Genomic DNA, 23,652 nt, shown 5'->3' on the forward strand with positions numbered 1-23,652 from the left:
CGTGTGTGGTTATTATGTGTACGCTGTTGTTTGCGTGTAATTAAGTAATTCCATTTTTTGTATTGTTTTATTTACGAAGCGCTGACGTGAATTTTCGCCTATCCCTTTCGTATGGCCCAGAATAGTGGTAAGCGGCAGCCTTTGCACCTGCTTTGTGAATGGCTGATGACGACTTGAATAAAAAGAAACCATTTGTAAATCGCCTCGTTAATTCCGCGGGTATTCTGTTTTGGTTATTTATTCATTAATTTGACATAAATGGCCATTTTTATTCATGCTGAACCGGTTCAAATTCGTTTTGAACCGTTTCATTTACGTTAAAAATGCCCCTTAAGTAGTAAAGGAGAGATTTGTGCAAGGTTACATGTTTGAAACGTTATTTCTGTAACGTTGTTAAAATGTGCATGGTTTCCTGATTTCAATCAAAACCTGTATGGACATAAGGTGAATACTTTGTTACTTTAGCGTCACGAATATGAAATTGGTAAGACCAATTTACTCCGGGCGAATGGTAGAGACAGGGAACAATGGCCTACAGCAAAATCCGCCAGCCAAAACTATCCGATGTGATTGAGCAGCAACTGGAGTTTTTGATTCTCGAGGGGACATTACGCCCCGGTGAAAAACTTCCTCCGGAACGCGAACTGGCTAAACAGTTTGATGTTTCTCGCCCTTCCCTGCGTGAGGCCATCCAGCGCCTCGAAGCGAAAGGGCTTCTGCTACGTCGCCAGGGTGGCGGTACCTTTGTTCAAAGTAGCCTCTGGCAGAGCTTCAGCGACCCGCTCGTCGAATTGCTCTCCGATCATCCCGAATCCCAATTTGATCTGCTTGAAACACGTCACGCGCTGGAAGGCATTGCTGCCTATTACGCCGCATTGCGCAGTACCGACGAAGATAAGGTCAGAATTGGCGAGCTGCATCAGGCCATTGAGCTGGCGCAGCAGTCAGGCGATCTTGATGCCGAATCCAGCGCCGTAGTGCAGTATCAAATCGCTGTAACCGAAGCAGCACATAATGTGGTGCTTTTACATCTGCTACGCTGCATGGAGCCGATGTTGGCACAAAACGTTCGTGAAAATTTCGAATTGCTTTACGCGCGCCGCGAAATGCTGCCGCTCGTGAGCAAGCATCGCAGCAGTATTTTTGCGGCGATCATGGCCGGCGAGCCGGAGGAGGCGCGTGAAGCTTCCCACCGTCACCTGGCCTTTATTGAAGAGATTTTGCTGGATCGCAGCCGTGAGCAGAGTCGTCGTGAGCGCTCGCTACGCCGGCTGGAACAGCAGCGAAAGAATTAGCATTTTCTGGTGGAGTATGTGCCGGAAGAGTTGTAACCCAGAGCGCCATATTTAGAGCGCGGCAACTAAACGCAGAACCTGTCTTATTGTGCTTTTAGTTTTTCGACAGTGTTCTGGTTGTATCGCGGCGGCACGCGCGCGAATTGCCGGCAGCATAGTGAGCTATGCGGCCGGGCGAGGAAGCGCAGCCAACAAAGAGACAACCTGAACGATGAAGAAAAAAGAGTGCAATGGGACAGGTTCCAGACAAATCAACGTATTAGATAGATAAGGAATACCCCCCATGTCAGAACGTTTCCAAAATGACGTGGATCCGATTGAAACTCGCGACTGGCTACAGGCGATCGAATCGGTAATCCGTGAAGAAGGTGTTGAGCGTGCTCAGTATCTGATTGACCAGATGCTTTCCGAAGCCCGCAAAGGCGGTGTGAAGGTTGCCGCTGGTACCGGAGCAGGCAACTACGTCAACACTATTGCCGTTGAAGACGAACCGGAATATCCGGGCAATCTGGAGCTGGAACGCCGTATTCGTTCGGCCATTCGCTGGAACGCCATCATGACGGTTCTGCGCGCGTCCAAAAAAGACCTTGAGCTGGGCGGCCACATGGCGTCCTTCCAGTCTTCCGCAACCGTTTATGAAGTCTGTTTCAACCACTTCTTCCGTGCAGCTAACGAGAAAGACGGCGGCGACCTGGTCTACTTCCAGGGCCACATCTCTCCGGGCATCTACGCACGTGCGTTCCTGGAAGGTCGTCTGACTGAAGAGCAGATGAACAACTTCCGTCAGGAAGTTCATGGCAAAGGCCTCTCTTCCTACCCGCACCCGAAACTGATGCCAGAATTCTGGCAGTTCCCGACCGTATCTATGGGTCTGGGCCCAATCGGTGCTATCTACCAGGCTAAATTCCTGAAATATCTGGAACACCGTGGCCTGAAAGATACCTCTGAGCAGACCGTTTACGCCTTCCTGGGCGACGGTGAAATGGATGAGCCGGAATCCAAAGGTGCAATTACTATTGCTACCCGTGAGAAACTGGACAACCTGTGCTTCATCATCAACTGTAACCTGCAGCGTCTGGATGGTCCGGTAACCGGCAACGGCAAGATCATCAACGAACTGGAAGGCATCTTCGCAGGTGCTGGCTGGAACGTGATTAAAGTGATGTGGGGCGGTCGTTGGGATGAGCTGCTGCGTAAAGACACCAGCGGTAAGCTTATTCAGCTGATGAACGAAACCGTTGACGGCGACTATCAGACCTTCAAATCTAAAGACGGCAAATACGTCCGTGAGCACTTCTTCGGTAAATACCCGGAAACTGCTGCACTGGTTGCCGACTGGACTGATGAGCAGATCTGGGCTCTGAACCGTGGTGGTCACGATCCGAAGAAAGTCTACGCTGCACTGAAAAAAGCGCAGGAAACCAAAGGCAAAGCAACCGTAATCCTTGCTCATACCATTAAAGGTTATGGCATGGGTGACACCGCCGAAGGTAAAAACATCGCTCACCAGGTTAAGAAAATGAACATGGACGGCGTGCGTTATATCCGCGACCGCTTCAATGTTCCTGTGACCGATGAGCAAGTTGAAAAACTCTCTTACATCACCTTCCCGGAAGGCTCTGAAGAGCACAAGTACCTGCACGAACGTCGTCAGGCGCTGAAAGGCTACCTGCCTGCTCGTCAGCCTAAGTTCAGCGAGAAGCTGGATCTGCCAGCGCTGGCTGACTTTAAGCAACTGCTGGAAGAGCAGAACAAAGAGATCTCCACCACTATCGCTTTCGTTCGTGCCCTGAACGTGATGCTGAAGAACCCGTCTATTAAAGACCGCCTGGTTCCGATCATCGCCGACGAAGCGCGTACTTTCGGTATGGAAGGTCTGTTCCGTCAGATTGGTATCTACAGCCCTAACGGTCAGCAGTACACTCCGCAGGACCGTGAGCAGGTTGCTTACTATAAAGAAGACGAGAAAGGTCAGATTCTGCAGGAAGGTATCAACGAGCTGGGCGCAGGCGCATCCTGGCTGGCTGCTGCGACCTCTTACAGCACCAACAACCTGCCGATGATCCCGTTCTACATTTACTACTCCATGTTCGGGTTCCAGCGTATTGGTGACCTGTGCTGGCAGGCAGGCGACCAGCAGGCTCGCGGCTTCCTGGTAGGGGGTACTTCCGGTCGTACGACCCTGAACGGTGAAGGTCTGCAGCATGAAGATGGTCACAGCCACATTCAGTCTCTGACTATCCCGAACTGTATCTCTTACGATCCGTCTTACGCGTATGAAGTCGCCGTGATCATGCACGACGGTCTGACCCGTATGTACGGTGAAGCGCAAGAGAACATTTACTACTACATCACTACCCTGAACGAAAACTACCACATGCCTGCGATGCCGGAAGGTGCTGAGGAAGGTATCCGTAAAGGTATCTACAAGCTGGAAACCGTTGCGGGTTCCAAAGGTAAAGTTCAGCTCTTGGGCTCCGGTTCTATTCTGCGTCACGTCCGTGAAGCAGCACAGATCCTGGCGAACGACTACGGCGTAGGTTCTGACGTCTACAGCGTGACCTCCTTCACCGAACTGGCGCGTGATGGCCAGGATTGTGAGCGCTGGAACATGCTGCACCCGCTGGAAACCCCGCGCGTTCCGTACATCGCTCAGGTGATGAACGACGCCCCGGCTGTAGCATCAACTGACTATATGAAACTGTTCGCTGAGCAGGTTCGTACTTACGTACCGGCTGATGACTACCGCGTACTGGGTACTGACGGCTTCGGTCGTTCTGACAGCCGTGAAAACCTGCGCCACCACTTCGAAGTTGATGCTTCTTACGTCGTGGTTGCAGCACTGGGCGAACTGGCTAAACGTGGCGAAATCGACAAGAAAGTGGTGGCGGAAGCAATCACCAAATTCAACATCGATGCAGATAAAGTTAACCCGCGTCTGGCATAAGAGGTAAAAGAATAATGGCTATCGAAATCAATGTACCGGACATCGGGGCTGATGAAGTTGAAATCACCGAGATCCTGGTCAAAGTGGGCGACAAAGTTGAAGCTGAACAGTCGCTGATCACCGTAGAAGGCGACAAAGCCTCTATGGAAGTCCCGTCTCCGCAGGCTGGCATCGTTAAAGAGATCAAAGTCTCTGTCGGCGATAAAACCGAGACCGGTAAACTGATCATGATTTTCGATTCCGCCGATGGTGCAGCTGACGCTGCACCTGCCAAGGCAGAAGAGAAGAAAGAAGCGGCTCCAGCGGCAGCACCTGCTGCTGCAGCGGCTAAAGAAGTGAACGTACCAGACATCGGTGGCGACGAAGTAGAAGTCACTGAAATCATGGTTAAAGTGGGCGACACCGTTGCCGCTGAACAGTCTCTTATCACCGTAGAGGGCGATAAAGCCTCTATGGAAGTTCCGGCTCCGTTTGCGGGTGTCGTAAAAGAGATCAAAATCAGCACTGGCGACAAAGTCTCTACCGGCTCCCTGATCATGGTCTTCGAAGTCGAAGGCGCTGCGCCTGCTGCTGATGCTAAGCCGACCGTTACCGAGCAGGCAGCCTCTGCGCCGGCCGCAGCCGCTGGCGCGAAAGACGTTAACGTACCGGACATCGGCGGTGACGAAGTTGAAGTAACCGAAGTGATGGTGAAAGTGGGCGACAAAGTTGCTGCTGAACAGTCACTGATCACCGTTGAAGGCGACAAAGCTTCTATGGAAGTTCCTGCGCCGTTCGCGGGTGTCGTTAAAGAGATCAAAATCAGCACCGGCGACAAAGTGTCCACCGGCTCTCTGATCATGGTCTTCGAAGTAGAAGGCGCTGCGCCTGCTGCGGCTCCGGCTAAGCAGGAAGCGGCGGCACCGGCACCGGCTGCGAAAGCAGAAAAACCCGCTGCTGCCCCTGCTGCAAAAGCGGAAGGTAAATCTGACTTCGCTGAAAACGACGCTTACGTCCACGCAACGCCGCTGATTCGTCGCCTGGCGCGTGAGTTCGGTGTAAACCTGGCGAAAGTGAAAGGCACCGGCCGTAAAGGTCGCATCCTGCGCGAAGACGTTCAGGCTTATGTGAAAGACGCTATTAAGCGTGCTGAAGCAGCACCTGCTGCTGCCGCTGGCGGTGGTATCCCTGGCATGCTGCCGTGGCCGAAAGTGGACTTCAGCAAGTTTGGTGAAGTTGAAGAAGTGGAACTGGGCCGTATCCAGAAAATCTCTGGTGCTAACCTGAGCCGTAACTGGGTGATGATCCCACACGTTACGCACTTCGACAAAACCGACATCACCGACCTGGAAGCGTTCCGTAAACAGCAGAACGCCGAAGCTGAGAAGCGCAAGCTGGACGTGAAATTCACCCCGGTTGTCTTCATCATGAAAGCCGTTGCCGCTGCACTTGAGCAGATGCCACGCTTCAACAGCTCCCTGTCTGAAGATGCGCAACGTCTGACGCTGAAGAAATACATCAACATCGGTGTTGCGGTTGATACGCCAAATGGTCTGGTTGTTCCGGTCTTTAAAGACGTGAACAAGAAGAGCATTACTGAGCTGTCCCGCGAACTGACCACCATCTCCAAAAAAGCGCGTGATGGTAAGCTGACTGCCGGCGAAATGCAGGGCGGTTGCTTCACCATCTCCAGCATCGGCGGCCTGGGTACCACCCACTTCGCACCGATTGTGAACGCGCCGGAAGTGGCTATTCTTGGTGTGTCCAAGTCCGCGATGGAGCCTGTGTGGAATGGCAAAGAGTTCGTGCCGCGTCTGATGATGCCAATCTCTCTGTCCTTCGACCACCGCGTGATTGACGGTGCTGATGGTGCGCGTTTCATCACCATCATCAACAACACCCTGAGCGACATTCGCCGCCTGGTGATGTAATCGAAAAGCCGGCCAGTCGGCCGGCTTTTTTCTGTTAACCTCATGCGGGTTGTGAGGTTATAAGCGAAAGCAAGCATTCATGAACCGTTTGTTGTTTCAAAATTGTTAACAGTTTTGTAAAATACGGGCGGATAGAACGACCCGGTGGACGACGGGTATAAATTAAGAGGTCATGATGAGCACAGAAATCAAAACTCAGGTCGTAGTACTTGGGGCAGGCCCGGCAGGTTACTCCGCAGCATTCCGCGCCGCGGATTTAGGTCTGGAAACCGTCATCGTAGAACGTTACAACACCCTCGGTGGTGTTTGTCTGAACGTCGGCTGTATCCCTTCTAAAGCACTGCTGCACGTCGCGAAAGTAATCGAAGAAGCCAAAGCACTGGCTGAACACGGTATTGTTTTCGGTGAGCCGAAAACCGATATCGACAAGATTCGTACCTGGAAAGAGAAAGTTATCACTCAGCTGACCGGCGGTCTGGCGGGTATGGCCAAAGGCCGTAAAGTGAAAGTGGTTAACGGTCTGGGTAAATTCACCGGGGCTAACACCCTGGAAGTGGAAGGTGAAAACGGCAAAACCGTAATCAACTTCGACAACGCGATCATCGCGGCGGGTTCCCGTCCGATCGAACTGCCGTTCATTCCGCATGAAGATCCGCGCGTATGGGACTCCACCGATGCGCTGGAGCTCAAAGAAGTGCCGGAACGCCTGCTGGTTATGGGTGGCGGGATCATCGGTCTGGAAATGGGCACCGTGTACCATGCGCTGGGTTCACAGATTGACGTGGTTGAAATGTTCGACCAGGTTATCCCGGCTGCAGATAAAGACATCGTCAAAGTCTTCACCAAACGCATCAGCAAGAAATTCAACCTGATGCTGGAAACCAAAGTGACTGCCGTTGAAGCAAAAGAAGACGGTATTTATGTTTCCATGGAAGGCAAAAAAGCCCCGGCTGAACCACAGCGTTACGACGCCGTGCTGGTCGCTATCGGTCGTGTACCGAACGGTAAGAACCTTGACGCAGGCAAAGCTGGCGTGGAAGTGGACGACCGTGGCTTCATCCGCGTTGACAAGCAGCTGCGCACCAACGTGCCGCACATCTTTGCTATCGGCGATATCGTCGGTCAGCCGATGCTGGCGCACAAAGGTGTTCACGAAGGCCACGTTGCCGCTGAAGTTATCGCTGGTAAGAAACACTACTTCGATCCGAAAGTGATTCCGTCCATCGCCTACACTGAGCCAGAAGTTGCCTGGGTTGGCCTGACCGAGAAAGAAGCGAAAGAAAAAGGCATCAGCTACGAAACCGCCACCTTCCCGTGGGCTGCTTCCGGCCGTGCTATCGCTTCCGACTGCGCAGACGGTATGACCAAACTGATCTTCGACAAAGAGACTCACCGTGTGATCGGTGGTGCGATTGTCGGCACCAACGGCGGCGAGCTGCTGGGCGAAATCGGTCTGGCAATCGAAATGGGTTGTGACGCAGAAGACATCGCGCTGACCATCCATGCTCACCCGACGCTGCACGAGTCCGTGGGTCTGGCCGCCGAAGTGTTCGAAGGTAGCATCACCGACCTGCCGAACCCGAAAGCGAAGAAGAAATAATTTCGCTACGAAATTAGTGTTTCTGGCTGTTTATAAAGCCCTGACCAAAAGGTCAGGGCTTTATTGTATATTGCTCATCGATTTATACAGTACTTGTTTTTTGCCTTATTCAAGGCCATGTTATTTTTGCCGCGTGTGACTAGTGAAATATAGTATCTGTTATCCGGTAACTTCGCGATTATATATAAAGAGTTATATCGATCTCTATTTTCTTCGTCAATGGAGTCACTTTCCTGACACCACGAGTCAAGGATGTCATTCTTGTCTATATATTTAACTCCGTCAGGAGATGTTTTTACCGGGAATGTTCTATCAAAAATTTCCGATGAATTATTGTCTAAAGTGAAATTACTATAAAATGAATCACTTTCCACATCTGTAAATATAGTAATTCTCCTGGAGGTAAGTGGAAAGAAATGTGGTATCCATGAATAAACTCCCGCCTCTTTCGAAATATCTGTAAATTTCTCATACTTATGCATGTTGTTCTTGTTATGTTTGTTTTCAAACATAAAAAACACAATGAGCATGATAACTCCTAAATAGAATATTATTATTTTCTTATTTCCCATTTTCTAATTATCCAGATATCCTCTTATTCTAAGAAATGCTTTTGTCTTCTCATGGTTTGGATTGAGGTACCCCTCACATCGTGACGAGCAAGACTCGTCAGAAGGACAAGTTAAACCGTAGTGGTTTACCTTTAAGTCTTCTATGTTATCCAGAAGCATAGCTAACTCACCTTGTTTATTCCCATTCCCATACAGTCCAAAAATATTTTTGCATGATCAATCATTTCCTTACCAACACCCATTACTAACGCATTTGATTTATTTGCAGTCCTGGACTTAGATACTCGACAGAAAGCGGTACAGTGGAAAAATTGGTCTGACTGTGCCAACCCCCAGTTTGTCATATCATTTAATGTATTCATCAAAATACGTGTTTCTCCAGAATTCATATACCAGGGTTCATTTGTCATTATCTTTGATAGTTCTGACTGTATTCCTGGGGAATTGATAAATACAAAGAGATCATCAGCCAACCCAAGTGGATCAGTAGCATTAACGGGATCAAAAGGATATTTATATAAATTCCACCCCCCCTTCAGCCCAATCGGGTCCTGGGTGATATACCGTCCCTGTCGCGGGTCATAATAACGATAGCGGTTATAGTGCAGCCCGGACTCTTCATCATACTGCTGACCCGGCAGGCGCAGCGATTGAGTGAGGTGATGCGGGTTGTCCTCGTACAGCAGGTTTCCCCACTCGTCATAATCGCCACGCCAGGCGAGGGCACCATCTTCGTTTATCAGTGCCAGCGGCACTCCCCGGTGGTCGCAGTGGTACAGATGAATTTTTCTCGCCGGGACGGGCAGGGCTTCCAGCAGTGCCGCCATGCGCTCCGGCGTCAGGCCGCATCCGGCCAGCCACTGATGGCTCTCCGCGCTGACGGCCCCGGCCCGCAGCTCACCCTCAAGCCGGTCAAGCATCGCCACCAGCTCTGGCGGGAACACCACGACATAACCGGCCTCACTGCCATCCTGTTGCAGTTTCTGCTTGTCCGACTGTATCCTTCGGCGCACCTGATTCACTTTTCTAACGCATGGGTATGGGCAGCCTGCGGGTTAACGGACGCAACTTTTCTCTGTCATCCCATAAACCGGGGAAGACTTCGAATTTAAGATCGTCGCGGTCGATGCCCGTATCAAAATAACGTCTCAGTCGGTCGCCTAAATCTTTATCTCCCCACATACTGGTTAGCTCATAATTTTCAATAATGCTTTTGTCGTTAACGGTTGAAAGATCATGTTTAATAACGGTTGCATTTGTAATGGACATGTTATTTGACCAGTTTAGAGATATTAGTTTTCCACCTAAAAATGAAAAGCTAGAGCTGTCTCCTTTATAGTGATCACCATCAATTAATAAAGTATATGGATGTATCCAGTATTCATCCAAGATTTTTTGGCTGGGTATGACTGTTTCGTCTTTTATTTTTTTGAATGCTAGATTTTTATTTACAACTCTGCCTACAAATACCCTGAATAATTGTTTTGAGTTGTTTAGATTTATATTTTTCCACTCTCCATTTTTATTTTTTACATCAAAAAATCTCATGATGGAACCTGATTCCATCTGTGCAATTGTATATAGATCATCTCGTAACTTAAAACTAACTAAATGACCCGGTTTCCAGACTATTCGTGCCATATTATCGTCCTCAATAAATGTTGCCATAACACTGCGTATCCGCAGCATCTGCACCAATTTCTGTTTCATTCACGAGTGCACAGGCACATTGTGTCACGCTGCCATATTTGCAGGAGTTTAGTGAATTCATATGCAGTGCGGTACCCAGGAAACTTAAAATACCCATTCCTTTGGCTACACTATTCGGTACCTTCAGGTACTTATCAGCAGCACTAAGATAAGATGAGCGATTGGGATTATTGACACCCACGGGATTTTGTTTGTTCGCCGTGCCCGTTAGCCCACCTTGTTGCTCAAAAAAACGTTGTTCAAGACCTCGAGCAAGATTTTTGCCTTGTTGACCATAACCATCATAGAGGACCGTCGGTGGCGTCGCTCCAAAGCGGCTAAAATTACCTCCATAGCGATATGATAAAACATCTGAGGTGGATTGCGCTCCCTGCATACTGGCATAGCCAACATATGGTTTACCGGTACAAACGTCCATTCCCTGATAAGTAATATGCGTCGCCGTCGCGGGGTTGCCGGCAAGACCAAGCGGGTCGGCAAAACTGACAGGATCGAGAGGGTATATATACGGATTCCACCCCCCCTTCAGCCCAACCGGATCCTGGGTGATATACCGTCCCTGTCGCGGGTCATAATAACGATAGCGGTTATAGTGCAGCCCGGACTCTTCATCATACTGCTGACCCGGCAGGCGGAGTGACTGGATGAGGTGATGCGGGTTGTCCTCGTACAGCAGGTTTCCCCACTCGTCATAATCGCCACGCCAGGCGAGGGTGCCGTCTTCGTTGACTAATGCGAGAGGCAGTCCCCGGTGGTCGCAGTGGTACAGATGAATTTTCCTCGCCGGGACGGGCAGGGCTTCCAGCAGTGCCGCCATGCGTTCCGGCGTCAGGCCGCATCCGGCCAGCCACTGATGGCTCTCCGTGCTGACGGCCCCGGCCCGCAGCTCACCCTCAAGCCGGTCCAGCATTGCCACCAGCTCTGGCGGGAACACCACGGCATAACCGGCCTCACTGCCATCCTGTTGCAGTTTCTGCGCCAGCGTCCGGTGATGGCGCAGGGCATCCAGTTCCGCCGTGGCGGTTTCCACCCGGATGAGCGGCGTAAAGCTGCCGGGTTCATAAATCGTCTGGATGCGGGACTGCGCCGTCTGCGTGGTCACCAGCCGGTCGCCGTCCCAGCCGTACCAGGTCAGTGACGGTTCCACATGCTCCTGATGCCGGAACTGCTTCGCCAGCCGGCGGCCCAGCGGGTCGTAGAGGTAGCGGCCTTCAGCCCTGAGGCCGTTATGCCGCGTGTGGATGAAATGAATCAGCCGGTGCTGGTTATCGTAACGGTAGTGATGGCTGTCCCCGTCATCCACCGGCGTGCGCGCCGTTTTCTCTGTCAGCCTGCCGTGGCGGTCGTGATGGTACAGATAATGTGCGTCTTCATGGATACGGTTATCCGGCCATGCTGTCAGGGCGCGCTCTGGATGCAGCCCGGGCTCAGGCAGCCGGTTGCCTGCAGGGTCGGTGAGGTAAGTGTGCTGCCCATCAAGGTTCTCACTGGTGGTACGCACAGCGGTCAGTCTGCCGCCGGAGCCGTACGTATACTCCCTGACCTGAAGCGGGCCGCTGATGCGTACCAGTTGCCCGACTGCATCGTAGCCATAGTCGCGGTCCTGCTGCGGGCTGTTGAGGTGGTGGCTCTGCAGCTGCCCGCCGGGGGTCCAGGCGGTGGACAACGTATATAAAGGTGTGCCGAAGTGGCGCAGGGTTTCCCGGTGCAGACGGTCGCGGGTGAACTCCATGAGCGGGGTGTCGCCGAGCTTCATGCCTGCCAGGTATCCGGAGCCGTATGTCAGCCACTCCACCGGGGGAAGGCTGTCCGGCCGGAAGCGGTTCACCTGTCCCTGTTCATTCCGGGCGTGTGTGGTTTCGTGCTGCCAGAGCAGTGCCGCCGTGTCCGGGGCCTGTACCGTCTGGCGCTCACTGACCAGGCGGCCACGGTCATCGTACTGATAGTGCACGGCGACCCGGTGCCCTTCGCTGAGGTGGCTGATTTCAGTCAGCCAGCCGCGGTCGTCATAGTGCCAGTGCTCTGCAGGCTCGCCGTTCATGCTGCGGTGCGTCAGCCGGTCGGATGCATCGTAGTGCCAGAGGGTGATGAGGTCTTCCTCTTCGCTGCGGCTCAGCCTGCCGGTCAGGTCGTACCGGTAATACTGTGTCCTGCCGTCGAAACCGGTCTGCTGCGTCAGCCGGTCCAGTACGTCGTAATGCAGTGTACAGTGGCGGCCGTTTTCATTCGTGAGCCGGGTGACACGCCCCGCGGCATCGTAATCGAGTTGCCGGGTCAGGCCATCCTGCGTGGTGGACACGGCCCGGCCCGTGGCGTCATACCCGGTTTCACTGCGCCTGCCGTCCGGCAGTATCACCGTGGTCAGGTCACCGGCATCGTTGTACGCATAGCGGGTTTCATGGCCGTCAGCATCCGTCTGGCTGACCATCTGGCCCCGTTCGTTGTACGCGAACACCTGGCTCAGCCCTTCCTCGTGATGGATGGCTGTCACCTGCCCGAAGCGATTGTATTCATAGTGGGTCTGGTATCCCGAGCAGTCGGTGAAAGTCAGTACCTGACCGTAGCGGTTGCGGGTTATCTGTTTCTGGCTGCCGGTAGCGTCCTGAATACGGGACGGGTATTCACTGCGCGGGTCCTCGTACCCGTAGCGGGTGGTATTGCCCTCGCGGGAGGTCTCTGCCGTCAGGCGGCCCTGCGCATCGTATGTGAGACGCAGGACCAGACCATCCGGGTACTTCACGGCGCAGAGCTGTCGCTGAGGGGTGTGATAAAATTCGGTCAGCCTGCCATCGGGGGTGACAATGCCGGTGATGTTGCCGGAGGCAATATTATGCCGGTACTGCGTTTTGCGGCCTGCCGTATCGGTCTGTTCGATAAGCCAGCCCATCGGATTGTATGCGCTGAGCGTCACGCTGCCGTCGGCGTGCTCTTTTTTCACCACCCGCTTCAGGCCACCTTCGCCTTCGGTGTGCAGGACCTCCCGGCGGTTCAGGCTGTCGGTGATGGCAACCTGGTCGCGGGCATAATCATAGCGGTAGCTTAAGCCTGCCGGATTATGCTGCTCCGTTACCCGTCCTGACGCATCGTAGCAATAGGTGGTCTCAGGGCGACCGGCATAGCCGTGCGCCACCATCCTGCCGGGGTGTGCCGGGTCGTATGCAAAGCGACGCACCTGCACATCGCCCCGGTCATACACGGCTGCCAGCTCTCCGGCCGGGGAATACACATAGCGCGCCAGCGGTGCCGCTGGCAGGGTGTCGGGGTATTCGGGGTCATGCGTCAGCCAGACGGCGTCCAGCCGGATACCGCTGTCCTGACCATAGCGGGTGGCGACCGGCGCATCAGGACAGGCCGGTAATCCCTGCTGCCGGGCACGCTCTGGTCGTGTACTCAGCATCAGGCGAAAGCGACGCCCTGCGCCGTCCGTTACCGCCGTGATATGCCCGGTAAACTCACCTGCGGCCTCGCGGTGATACGTCAGTGTATGCCCGAAACGGTCAGCCAGCCCGGTCAGCACCCGGTACGGTGGCAGCGGAGGTGGCAGCGCTTCATCGATGCCCGGTACGCGCTCAGCCCACCCCAGAATCCACCAGGGACCCTGCAGGCTGCTGATGGCCAGGTACGTATGCTGACTGAGGCGGAGGTCTTCCGGCAGGGTCTGCCACACAGTATGCAGGGGGTTACTTGCGTGCAACCGGTCCACGCCACCCCGGGCAAGCCAGAACAGTTCAGAGCGGCTGAAGGCGGTCTCGCCGGGCAGCAGATACTCAAAGTGAATGCTGCGCCCGCCGTTGTCATTGAGGATAAGCGCCCCGTCCTGTATCTGCAGGACGATATCAGACGGGGCTTTCCAGCCGGGGCCGAAGAGACCGACCGGGGCGGGAGTGGGGGTACGGTAACTGCTGTAGGTGCGGGTGAGCAGAAAAGGCAGCGGGCCGGGAAGGGCGATATCGGTTTCGCCGGGCAACACTTTGGCACCGGGAAGCGGGTTGACCGGGGAGCCGGAGGTGATACCCCCGGGGCAGACCGAGCAGGCCACCCCGGTGGGTGCCCCAATCATCACACCCGCCGAGCCCTGCACAATGGGGCCACCATACTGCGTCATGTCGCCCTTCCGGGCCGCCGGTCTGCCGCTCATCGTCACATCCTTTTGTATGACGGCAGGCCTCATGCCCGCCGGTAAAAACAGGGATATACCTTATGCTGTGCAAAAGGGTGCAAACAGGGAGCCGGCTCCGGGAAGACTTAAATTAGGAAAACGTTTAGGCTGGTCATCCTCGACTCATCGCTAATTATTTCTTCTCTGGTATAAATTTCGCCCACCTTCTGCCGATGTAACACTACTGAATCTCTATCGACGAAAGAGGGAGTTTAATCGTCATGGTTACCGGTATTAAATCGCCTTTGTCGACAATGTTATCGAACCTGTCGACCACCCCGCGCGTGGGTACGCCGCGCGTAACCAGCACTGCCTCCTTGCCAGTCGCGGACAACGCCTCTACCAAAGTGACCTTTGGTAGCCAGACACAGGCCATCGCGGCGATTTACAGCCTGTCGCCGCAAAAAATCAGCGCCAGCGACACCGGCGTAAGCAATGCCACTATCCAGGTACTGCTGCATACCGCACAAAGCGGCAGCTCAATTTCCTCACTCGGTGGCGCCGGCCGCGCACTGCTTGAAACGCTGAAAGAGAATCGGGGGGACTTCACGCAAGCCGTCGCCGCAACGGATACCGCGCCGGGAATGGCTCCTGCTAATAAGTCCGCCATTTCACTGGATATCACCACCCGTTCCGGCTCGACGATACACCTCTCCCTGACGCAACAGGATGGTGGTGTTGCAGTGTCGATGACCACTGAGGGTGACGCGCTCAATGACGATGAGGCTGAGGCTGTAGCCTCGCTGGGCAAAGCGTTCCAGTCGGTGCTGGATGGACTGGGCAAACAGCCGCCAGAACTTGATATCTCAGGGTTGACGAAATTTAACAGCAGCGTCCTCAGGTCGATTGACCTGAAAACCGATGTGCGCAATGGTGATGATTCTCTACAGTCACTCAACTTCCACAGCGACAGCGATGAGAGCTGGGTGGCGTACCAGGATGCTGACTTCTCCCTGAAAATGACCAGCGATCGCTCCCAGAGCAACGATCCTGCCGATCGGGTGGCACAACAAGTCGCGCTGGCGGCCTACGATAAGCAGTTTGATAAAGCGCGTATCGACGGGAAGGGCGACAGAAATCAGATGGAGCTCATGAAGTCTGTTTTCCATGCCTTAAACACACCGCAGGATGAAACCATCAATGTCATCGATAACCCTGGTGACGTACGGGTCGGGGGTGGCAGCAGTGCGCCAGCCAAAGGGCTGAATGATTTTTCTCTCTCGCTGACGCGAACCTCGAAATCAATCAACCCGGCCCGACTTGATGAGAAAGAGAGCTTCTCTTATCAGGCTTCTCAAACTACTGAAGAGAGCCGGAGCTACGACGGTTCCCGCAGCGTGAAGCAGACGGCGCATAATCATCTGAGCGCCTCCTGGTATCAACCGCTGGACCCGTCTTTGCCACTATCGCTGAAAAAAGATAAGACCTCACAAAACTACCTCTATCACACGCTGGAAAATGATGAAGTCAACACCACAACCCTGAACTACAACGCTAAGGGGCTGCTGGCGGGCATCAGAAATCAGACTCAGGTGAACAACCTGGAAACCATGAAGAAGTACGTGATGGGCGATCTGGTGGATGAAATACATACACCGGAAAAATATAACCGCGAAACGCTTCAAAAGCTGTTGGCTGATTTATAGGCTGTTCTCAACGGGCCCTGCGGGGCCCGTTACGCTGGTTTTTAACGTGTAATCTGTTCCCGCAAAACCCGATTCCCGCTGCTTTATTCTGCCCTTAACGATTCAGCTAATTTTTAATGTTGCTTTTTTGTAAACAGATTAACACCCCCTCTAAATCCTGCTATGCTGCCGTCGCGGTATCGCGGATTTACCCTACAAACTGCTGTCTCACAGGAGCGTGAAGAGAAACGCCTGCCGCATTATGACAATGAGAGCGAGGAGAACCGTCGTGCTAGTAGAATACCGTAAGCACGTAGCCGAACGTGCCGCTGAGGGGATTGCGCCAAAACCATTAGATGCAACCCAAATGGCAGCACTCGTTGAGCTGCTGAAGAACCCGCCTGCTGGCGAAGAAGATTTCCTGTTAGACCTCCTGACCAATCGTGTTCCGCCGGGCGTTGATGAAGCCGCCTATGTTAAAGCGGGTTTTCTTGCGGCCATCGCCAAAGGCGAAGCCACCTCCCCCCTGGTTAATTCAGAGAAAGCAATTGAACTGCTGGGCACGATGCAGGGTGGTTACAACATCCATCCTCTGATTGACGCCCTGGACGATGCCAAACTGGCACCGATTGCGACCAAAGCACTGTCCCATACGCTGCTGATGTTCGACAACTTCTATGACGTAGAAGAAAAAGCCAAAGCGGGCAACGCGTACGCACAACAGGTACTGCAGTCCTGGGCTGACGCTGAATGGTTCCTGAGCCGTCCTCAGCTTGCAGAAAAAATGACCGTTACCGTCTTCAAAGTAACGGGCGAAACCAACACCGACGATCTCTCTCCGGCACCGGATGCCTGGTCCCGCCCGGATATCCCGCTGCACGCCCTGGCGATGCTGAAAAATGCCCGCGAAGGCATTGAGCCGGATCAGCCGGGTGTCGTTGGCCCCGTTAAGCAAATCGAAGCGCTGGCGAAAAAAGGTTTCCCGCTGGCTTACGTTGGTGATGTGGTGGGGACTGGTTCCTCTCGTAAATCAGCCACTAACTCGGTCCTCTGGTTTATGGGGGATGATATCCCTCACGTGCCAAACAAACGCGGTGGCGGTCTTTGCCTCGGCGGTAAAATCGCGCCTATCTTCTTCAACACTATGGAAGATGCGGGCGCACTGCCCATCGAAGTGGACGTAAACGACCTGAACATGGGCGACGTCATTGACGTTTATCCGTTTAAAGGCGAAGTGCGTAACCACGACACCGATGCGCTGCTGGCGACCTTTGAGCTGAAAACCGATGTCCTGATCGACGAAGTACGCGCCGGTGGCCGTATTCCGCTGATCATCGGCCGTGGGCTGACTACCAAAGCGCGTGAGTCGCTGGGTCTGCCGCACAGCGATGTGTTCCGTCAGGCGAAAGATGTCGCGGAAAGCAGCCGTGGTTTCTCGCTGGCGCAGAAAATGGTGGGCCGTGCCTGCGGCGTAAAAGGTATCCGTCCGGGTGCCTATTGCGAACCGAAAATGGCCTCCGTAGGTTCTCAGGACACTACCGGTCCAATGACCCGTGATGAACTGAAAGACCTGGCCTGTCTCGGCTTCTCTGCCGATCTCGTGATGCAGTCCTTCTGCCACACGGCGGCCTATCCGAAGCCGGTTGATGTCACCACACACCACACGCTGCCTGACTTCATCATGAACCGTGGCGGTGTGTCACTGCGTCCTGGCGATGGGGTTATTCACTCCTGGCTGAACCGCATGCTGCTGCCGGATACCGTCGGTACCGGTGGTGACTCCCATACCCGTTTCCCGATCGGTATCTCCTTCCCGGCGGGTTCTGGTCTGGTGGCCTTTGCCGCGGCGACTGGCGTGATGCCGCTGGATATGCCGGAATCGGTTCTGGTGCGCTTCAAAGGTGAAATGCAGCCGGGCATCACCCTGCGTGACCTTGTGCATGCTATCCCGCTGTACGCCATCAAACAGGGTCTGCTGACCGTTGAGAAGAAAGGCAAGAAGAACATCTTCTCTGGTCGTATCCTGGAAATCGAAGGTCTGCCGGATCTGAAAGTTGAGCAGGCGTTTGAGCTGACCGATGCCTCCGCTGAACGTTCCGCTGCCGGTTGTACCATCAAGCTGAACAAAGATCCGATTATTGAGTACCTGAACTCCAACATTGTTCTGCTGAAGTGGATGATCGCAGAAGGCTACGGCGATCGTCGTACGCTGGAGCGTCGCATCCAGGGGATGGAGAAATGGCTGGCGGATCCGCAGCTGCTTGAGGCCGATGCCGATGCGGAATATGCCGCGGTGATCGACATCGATCTGGCAGACATTAAAGAGCCGATTCTGTGTGCACCAAACGACCCGGACGATGCTCGTCTGCTTTCTGATGTGCAGGGCGCGCAGATTGATGAAGTGTTCATCGGTTCCTGCATGACCAACATCGGCCACTTCCGTGCAGCAGGTAAACTGCTGGATGCCCATAAAGGCCAGCTGCCGACCCGTCTTTGGGTTGCGCCGCCGACCCGTATGGATGCAGCACAGTTAACCGAAGAAGGGTACTACAGCGTATTCGGTAAGAGCGGTGCGCGTATTGAAATTCCGGGCTGTTCCCTGTGTATGGGCAACCAGGCGCGCGTAGCGGACGGTGCAACGGTGGTTTCCACCTCGACCCGTAACTTCCCGAACCGTTTAGGGACCGGTGCGAACGTCTATCTGGCGTCGGCGGAACTGGCGGCGGTCTCTTCTCTGCTTGGCAAGCTGCCAACGCCGGAAGAGTACCAGACCTATATCGCGCAGGTGGATAAGACGGCGGTGGACACCTACCGCTATCTGAACTTCGATCAGTTGAATCAGTACACTGATAAAGCCGACGGGGTTATTTTCCAGACGGCAGTGTAAATGTTTCCCCTCACCCTAACCCTCTCCCCAGAGGGGCGAGGGGACGGTCCGCACCACCCTCTCCCAGTGGGAGGTAAGTCGGGAGCGCACATAAATGCCACCCTCGCCCTGTGAGAGAGGGGCCGGGGGTGAGGGCATCAGAGCGCACATTGCTAAAAAGCGGAGAGCCTTCTCCGCTTTTTTTATTGCCTCCTTTCCACCGCTACGCTTTTTTTCTTCCGTTGTACTGCGATAATTAAAGCATTGGCTGACGTTAAGCCGGCATGAGGAAGAGATTATGGATTATGAATTTTTGCGTGACGTTACCGGTGGGGTAAAAGTCCGCATGTCGATGGGCCACGAGGTGGTGGGTCACTGGTTCAATGAAGAGGTGAAAGAGAACCTGGCGTTGCTGGATGAAGTCGAGCAGGCGGCGAAAACCGTGAAGGGCAGCGAGCGCTCATGGCAACGTGCCGGACACGAGTATACTTTGTGGCTGGATGGCGAAGAGGTGATGATTCGCGCCAATCAGCTGGCGTTTTCTGGTGATGAAATGGAAGAGGGCATGAACTACTACGACGAAGAAAGCTTCTCGCTTTGCGGCGTGGAAGATTTTCTGCAGGTCGTGGCGGCTTACCGGACATTCCTGAGCCAGCGTTAGTCTCCCCCGTCGGGCAATGAGGCCAGTGTGTGCTCGTTGCCGCCAGACATGCATCTACTGAAAAACGTCAGACGTTTTTCGCATTTCCCTTTGGCCTTAAATTACGTTTCTATGGTCTTCCGGACACGTCACGGAGACTTTCATGAAAGCGTTTATTTCTCGTTATTTTTTGGGCAGCACCCCGCGTGAACAGCGCGATGATGCGGAACATAATAGCCGGCGCGTCATGGAGTCGCTCCTGGCCGTGGCCAGCCTTTATGGCGTAGACATTGCGAGTGTTGACGTGGAGTGGTTTCATGATCAAACAACACGCTGAGCATCGCTTCACGCGAGAAATGTACTGGAATGAGCGATGCGCTCTGGCTGAACCTCTGGCGCTTCCCTGCGCCAGAGCGTCTTACACGGCGGGAATATTGCGGCCGTAATAGATCTCACGCATCTCCTTCCACAGCGCTTCGGTTATCTCTTTACGCTCCTGCGCGGTCAAATCTTCCGGACGAGTGTGGAACATGTAATGCCTGAGGTCGAACTCCTTAAGTAACATCTTGGTATGGAAGATGTTCTCCTGGTAAACGTTCACGTCCACCATGTCATACAGCGATTTCATATCATCAGACATAAAATTCTGAATCGAATTGATTTCGTGATCAATGAAGTGCTTCATGCCATTAACGTCGCGGGTAAAACCGCGCACACGGTAATCCACCGTGACGATGTCGGATTCCAGCTGGTGAATCAGATAGTTCAGTGCTTTTAAGGGCGAAATCACCCCGCAGGTGGAGACTTCGATATCTGCCCGAAAGGTACACAATCCCCCTTCCGGGTGGCTTTCAGGATAGGTATGCACACAGATATGGCTTTTATCGAGATGGGCGACGACGGCTTCCGGGAGCGGGCCAGGGTGTTCGGTTTTATCAATCAGCTGTGGATCGACCGGTTCTTCACTGACCAGAATGGTCACGCTCGCCCCCTGCGGCTCATAATCCTGACGGGCGATGTTAAGAATATTGGCACCGATAATATTGCAGGTTTCAGTGAGGATTTCCGTCAGGCGGGTGGCGTTATAAAGCTCATCAATATAGGCAATGTAGCCATCGCGCTCTTCTGCGGTTTTGGCGTAGCAAATGTCGTAAATACAAAAACTCAGACTTTTGGTCAGATTGTTAAAGCCATGCAGTTTCAGTTTTTTCAATTCTCATAGTCTCCTTAAGACGACGATGTCGAAAGCGCGTCTTGCAGGTACTGCGGCAGCGCAAAGGCGGCAGTGTGGATAGCTGGCGTGTAGTAACGGCAGGTGAGTCCCGCCTTATGAAAGCGTGCCTGAATAATTTCGCTTGAAAGGTGGCGCAGCGCTTCGTTATCCGTCGCCCAGGCAAAAGTCATGATGCCGCCGTAATAGGTAGGGATAGCTGCCTGGTAAAAGTTCACGTCAGCAAAGTAGTTACCCAGTTTGCGATGGCTGTCCAGCGCTTCGTCCTGTTGCAGGAAGCAGACCCCATTTTGTGCGACAAAAATCCCGCCCGGGTTCAGGCAGCGTTTGCAGCCTTCGTAAAAAGCGGAAGTGAAAAGGCTCTCGCCAGGACCGACCGGGTCGGTGCAGTCAGAGATGATAACATCGAAGGTCTGGTTAGTGCGGGTGACGAAATTGACGCCATCGTCGATGACGAGCTCAAAGCGGGGATCGACATAGGCTCCGGCATTATGCTTTGGCAGGTACTGACGACAAAAGGAGACCACGCCGGCATCGATTTCCACCATAGTGATGGTCTCGATCTCTTTATGACGGGTCACTTCACGCAGCATGGCGCCGTCGCCGCCGCCGATGATCAGCACCTGTTTCGCACGACCATGCGCCAGCAGCGGCACATGCGTCATCATTTCATGATAGATAAACTCATCGCGCTCGGTGGTCTGCACCACGCCGTCCAGCGCCATGACGCGGCCAAAAGCGGCATTTTCGAAGATGATGAGATCCTGATGCTCGGTTTTCTCATGATACAGCACCTGATCTACAGCAAAGTATTGCCCAAACTGGTCGTGCAGCGTTTCATGCCACAAGGTAGGGTCGGCCATTGGTTGCTCCTTTGTTAACATCTGCTCAAACAAAGCGCAACATCATAGCTAACTCTGACCGCAGTTGCACGGCCAGGGCTCAACGATGAACAGCGATTACTTCACGTAGGCAAGCAGGCTCAGGGAATCGCGCGCCAGCGCTTTGCATTTTTTAGCGGTGGGAATTTTTATACCACTTAAATCGCGGTAGCTCTCTTCACCAAGGGATTTCATATCCCAGGTATCGTAGTTGGTCAGATCCCACTGGTTTTGTTGCGCGAAAAAGACCAGCGCACGGCGGATCTGTCCATTAGGCAGGTTGTTATAGCCGCAATCGTTTTTCAGAAAGACAAACACTGCCGTGAGATCGGCCATATCTTCCGCTTCGGATTCGTTAAGGGCATAGCTATTAGCGGAGACAGCCAGCAGGCTGCCAAACAGGACTGATCTGAAAAGCGTCTTCATTGTTCATACCACGGCATAACGGAAATTAAACGTTAGCATACTGCAGGCGAGGCGACGATATTTATTATTGTCCGATAATAACCTCTTTTCTTGACCTTCCGGCAAGGGGAGGGTTTATGCTCAAAACATCGCCTGCAAGAGAATAAGGAAATGAAGATGCAACGTCGTGATTTTTTAAAGTATTCCGCGGTCCTGGGCACGCTCGGCGCTCTGCCGCTCTGGAGTCGCGCGGTGCTGGCGGCGGACCGACCCGTATTACCGGTTCCTGACCTGCTACAACCGGATGCGCGAAATCATATTCAGCTTAACGTGCAGGCAGGCACGTCGACGTTTGCAACAACACCGGTGACCACCTGGGGTTATAACGGAAATCTGCTGGGGCCTGCGATCCGGTTACGACGGGGGAAAGCGGTGAGTGTCACAATCCAAAATACGCTGGCAGAAGAGACCACACTGCACTGGCATGGCCTCGAAATACCCGGCGAAGTGGACGGCGGGCCGCAGGGTGTGATTAAACCTGGCGCCAGCCGCACGGTCAGTTTCACACCTAATCAGCCTGCGGCAACCTGCTGGTTTCATCCCCATCAGCATGGCAAAACAGGTCGCCAGGTGGCGATGGGACTGGCAGGACTGGTACTGATTGATGATGATTATAGCCAGACGCTGCGTCTGCCCCAGCAGTGGGGTATTGACGATATTCCGGTGATCATGCAGGACAAAAAATTCACCGCCGACGGGCAGATTGACTACCAGCTCGATGTGATGAGTGCGGCGGTGGGCTGGTTTGGCGACACGCTGCTGACCAATGGCGCGCGGTATCCGCAGCATGCCGCCCCGCGCGGTTGGCTACGCCTGCGCCTGCTCAATGGGTGTAATGCCCGTTCGCTGAACATTGCCACCAGCGATAATCGTCCACTCTATGTGATTGCCAGTGACGGCGGATTGCTTGCAGAACCGGTAAAAGTCAGCGAGCTGGCGATACTGCCCGGCGAGCGTTTTGAAGTGCTGGTGGAAAACCGCGACCGGGAGGCTTTTGATATTGTCACTCTACCGGTCAGTCAGATGGGTATGGCCGTATCGCCTTTCGATAAACCTCATCCGGTGCTGCGTATTCAGCCGCTGATGGTGACGGCGTCGGCAATACTGCCGGATACGCTGGTCCCCGTCCCTCCGGTTCCCGGACTTGATGGTATCACCCAACGCAGGCTGCAACTCTCAATGGACCCTATGCTCGACATGATGGGGATGCAGGCGTTGCAGCAAAAATATGGTGATGCGGCAATGGCTGGAATGAGTATGCATCACGGTCAAATGAATCACGGTCAAATGCATCACGGTCAAATGAATCACGGTCAAATGAATCACGGCCAAATGGAACACGGTAAGGGCGGGTTCGATTTCCACAACGCCAACCGGATTAACGGAAAAGCCTTTGATATGCAAAATCCGGCCTTTGCGGCAGAGCAGGGAATTTGGGAGCGCTGGGTGATTTCAGGTGAGGGGGACATGATGCTGCATCCGTTCCACATCCACGGCACTCAGTTTCGTATTCTGTCGGAAAATGGCAACCCACCCGCTGCCCATCGTGCAGGCTGGAAGGATATGGTGAGTGTGGACGGGGCGAAAAGCGAAGTGCTGGTGAAATTTAATCATCACGCAGCGAAGGAATCCGCTTATATGGCGCACTGCCATCTGCTGGAGCATGAAGATACGGGGATGATGGTAGGATTTACGGTTTAAAATGGGGGAGGCCTTATGCCCTCACCCTGGCCCTCTCCCACGGGGAGAGG

At 53.7% G+C, this 23,652-nt stretch carries 15 protein-coding genes; 9 read left to right on the plus strand and 6 right to left on the minus strand.

From position 1 onward, the window contains the following. The first annotated feature begins 527 nt into the window (after positions 1-527). The 4 genes from pdhR (at position 528) to lpdA (ending at position 7,752) form a co-directional block, all read left to right on the plus strand. Positions 528-1,295 carry a pyruvate dehydrogenase complex transcriptional repressor PdhR gene (gene pdhR / locus M1D91_RS03810; RefSeq protein WP_437431202.1) on the plus strand — a complete coding sequence of 256 codons (768 nt, stop codon included), beginning with the start codon at positions 528-530 and terminating at the stop codon, positions 1,293-1,295. Positions 1,296-1,578: 283 nt separating this feature from the next. Beyond that, complete coding sequence (gene aceE, locus M1D91_RS03815) at positions 1,579-4,242, plus strand: pyruvate dehydrogenase (acetyl-transferring), homodimeric type (protein ID WP_437431203.1); 2,664 nt, start codon at positions 1,579-1,581, stop codon at positions 4,240-4,242. Positions 4,243-4,256: 14 nt separating this feature from the next. Further along, complete coding sequence (aceF, locus tag M1D91_RS03820) at positions 4,257-6,152, plus strand: pyruvate dehydrogenase complex dihydrolipoyllysine-residue acetyltransferase (RefSeq protein WP_437431204.1); 1,896 nt, start codon at positions 4,257-4,259, stop codon at positions 6,150-6,152. A 175-nt stretch (positions 6,153-6,327) separates the two neighbouring features. Next, on the plus strand, positions 6,328-7,752 hold the full coding sequence (lpdA, locus tag M1D91_RS03825; RefSeq protein WP_437431215.1) for a dihydrolipoyl dehydrogenase: 1,425 nt from the start codon (positions 6,328-6,330) through the stop codon (positions 7,750-7,752). A 733-nt stretch (positions 7,753-8,485) separates the two neighbouring features. On the opposite strand, the gene M1D91_RS03830 is transcribed toward lpdA, so the two are convergent. Genes M1D91_RS03830 through M1D91_RS03840 form a run of 3 tightly spaced genes read right to left on the minus strand, consistent with a single transcriptional unit; the run spans position 8,486 to position 14,172 of the window. Continuing rightward, positions 8,486-9,346 (minus strand): RHS repeat-associated core domain-containing protein, encoded by an 861-nt coding sequence (locus tag M1D91_RS03830; protein WP_437431205.1) that lies wholly within the window; start codon positions 9,344-9,346, stop codon positions 8,486-8,488. A 4-nt stretch (positions 9,347-9,350) separates the two neighbouring features. Next, positions 9,351-9,992, minus strand: a complete 642-nt coding sequence (locus tag M1D91_RS03835) for a hypothetical protein (protein ID WP_437431206.1) — start codon at positions 9,990-9,992, stop codon at positions 9,351-9,353. Further along, positions 9,976-14,172, minus strand: coding sequence for an RHS element core protein (locus tag M1D91_RS03840; RefSeq protein WP_457975998.1), 4,197 nt, complete (start codon positions 14,170-14,172; stop codon positions 9,976-9,978). The genes M1D91_RS03835 and M1D91_RS03840 overlap by 17 nt, the downstream gene beginning before the upstream one ends. A gap of 242 nt (positions 14,173-14,414) precedes the next feature. Between M1D91_RS03840 and M1D91_RS03845 the strand changes: the two genes are divergently transcribed. From M1D91_RS03845 to M1D91_RS03860, 4 genes are all read left to right on the plus strand, one after another. Then, positions 14,415-15,839 carry a hypothetical protein gene (locus M1D91_RS03845; RefSeq protein ID WP_437433398.1) on the plus strand — a complete coding sequence of 475 codons (1,425 nt, stop codon included), beginning with the start codon at positions 14,415-14,417 and terminating at the stop codon, positions 15,837-15,839. A gap of 268 nt (positions 15,840-16,107) precedes the next feature. Continuing rightward, positions 16,108-18,705 (plus strand): bifunctional aconitate hydratase 2/2-methylisocitrate dehydratase, encoded by a 2,598-nt coding sequence (acnB, locus tag M1D91_RS03850; RefSeq protein ID WP_437433397.1) that lies wholly within the window; start codon positions 16,108-16,110, stop codon positions 18,703-18,705. A 277-nt stretch (positions 18,706-18,982) separates the two neighbouring features. Further along, entirely contained in the window at positions 18,983-19,345 is a 363-nt protein-coding gene (gene yacL / locus M1D91_RS03855) for a protein YacL (RefSeq protein WP_437433396.1), read from the plus strand. A gap of 142 nt (positions 19,346-19,487) precedes the next feature. Beyond that, positions 19,488-19,661 (plus strand): hypothetical protein, encoded by a 174-nt coding sequence (locus M1D91_RS03860; protein ID WP_437433395.1) that lies wholly within the window; start codon positions 19,488-19,490, stop codon positions 19,659-19,661. A gap of 81 nt (positions 19,662-19,742) precedes the next feature. Here M1D91_RS03860 and speD read toward each other — a convergent pair whose 3' ends face one another. The 3 genes from speD to M1D91_RS03875 all read right to left on the minus strand — a co-directional run bounded on the left by speD (position 19,743) and on the right by M1D91_RS03875 (position 21,862). After that, positions 19,743-20,537: an adenosylmethionine decarboxylase gene (speD, locus tag M1D91_RS03865; RefSeq protein ID WP_437433394.1), complete on the minus strand. Its 795-nt coding sequence runs from the start codon at positions 20,535-20,537 to the stop codon at positions 19,743-19,745. A 14-nt stretch (positions 20,538-20,551) separates the two neighbouring features. Next, positions 20,552-21,418 (minus strand): polyamine aminopropyltransferase, encoded by an 867-nt coding sequence (gene speE, locus M1D91_RS03870; RefSeq protein ID WP_437433393.1) that lies wholly within the window; start codon positions 21,416-21,418, stop codon positions 20,552-20,554. A gap of 96 nt (positions 21,419-21,514) precedes the next feature. Beyond that, positions 21,515-21,862 (minus strand): YacC family pilotin-like protein, encoded by a 348-nt coding sequence (locus M1D91_RS03875; RefSeq protein ID WP_437433392.1) that lies wholly within the window; start codon positions 21,860-21,862, stop codon positions 21,515-21,517. 156 nt (positions 21,863-22,018) lie between these two features. Here M1D91_RS03875 and cueO point away from each other — a divergent pair, with 156 nt between their 5' ends. Then, on the plus strand, positions 22,019-23,602 hold the full coding sequence (gene cueO / locus M1D91_RS03880; protein WP_437433391.1) for a multicopper oxidase CueO: 1,584 nt from the start codon (positions 22,019-22,021) through the stop codon (positions 23,600-23,602). Positions 23,603-23,652 lie beyond the last annotated feature (50 nt).

It is taken from the genome of Enterobacter sp. SA197 (assembly GCF_054131575.1).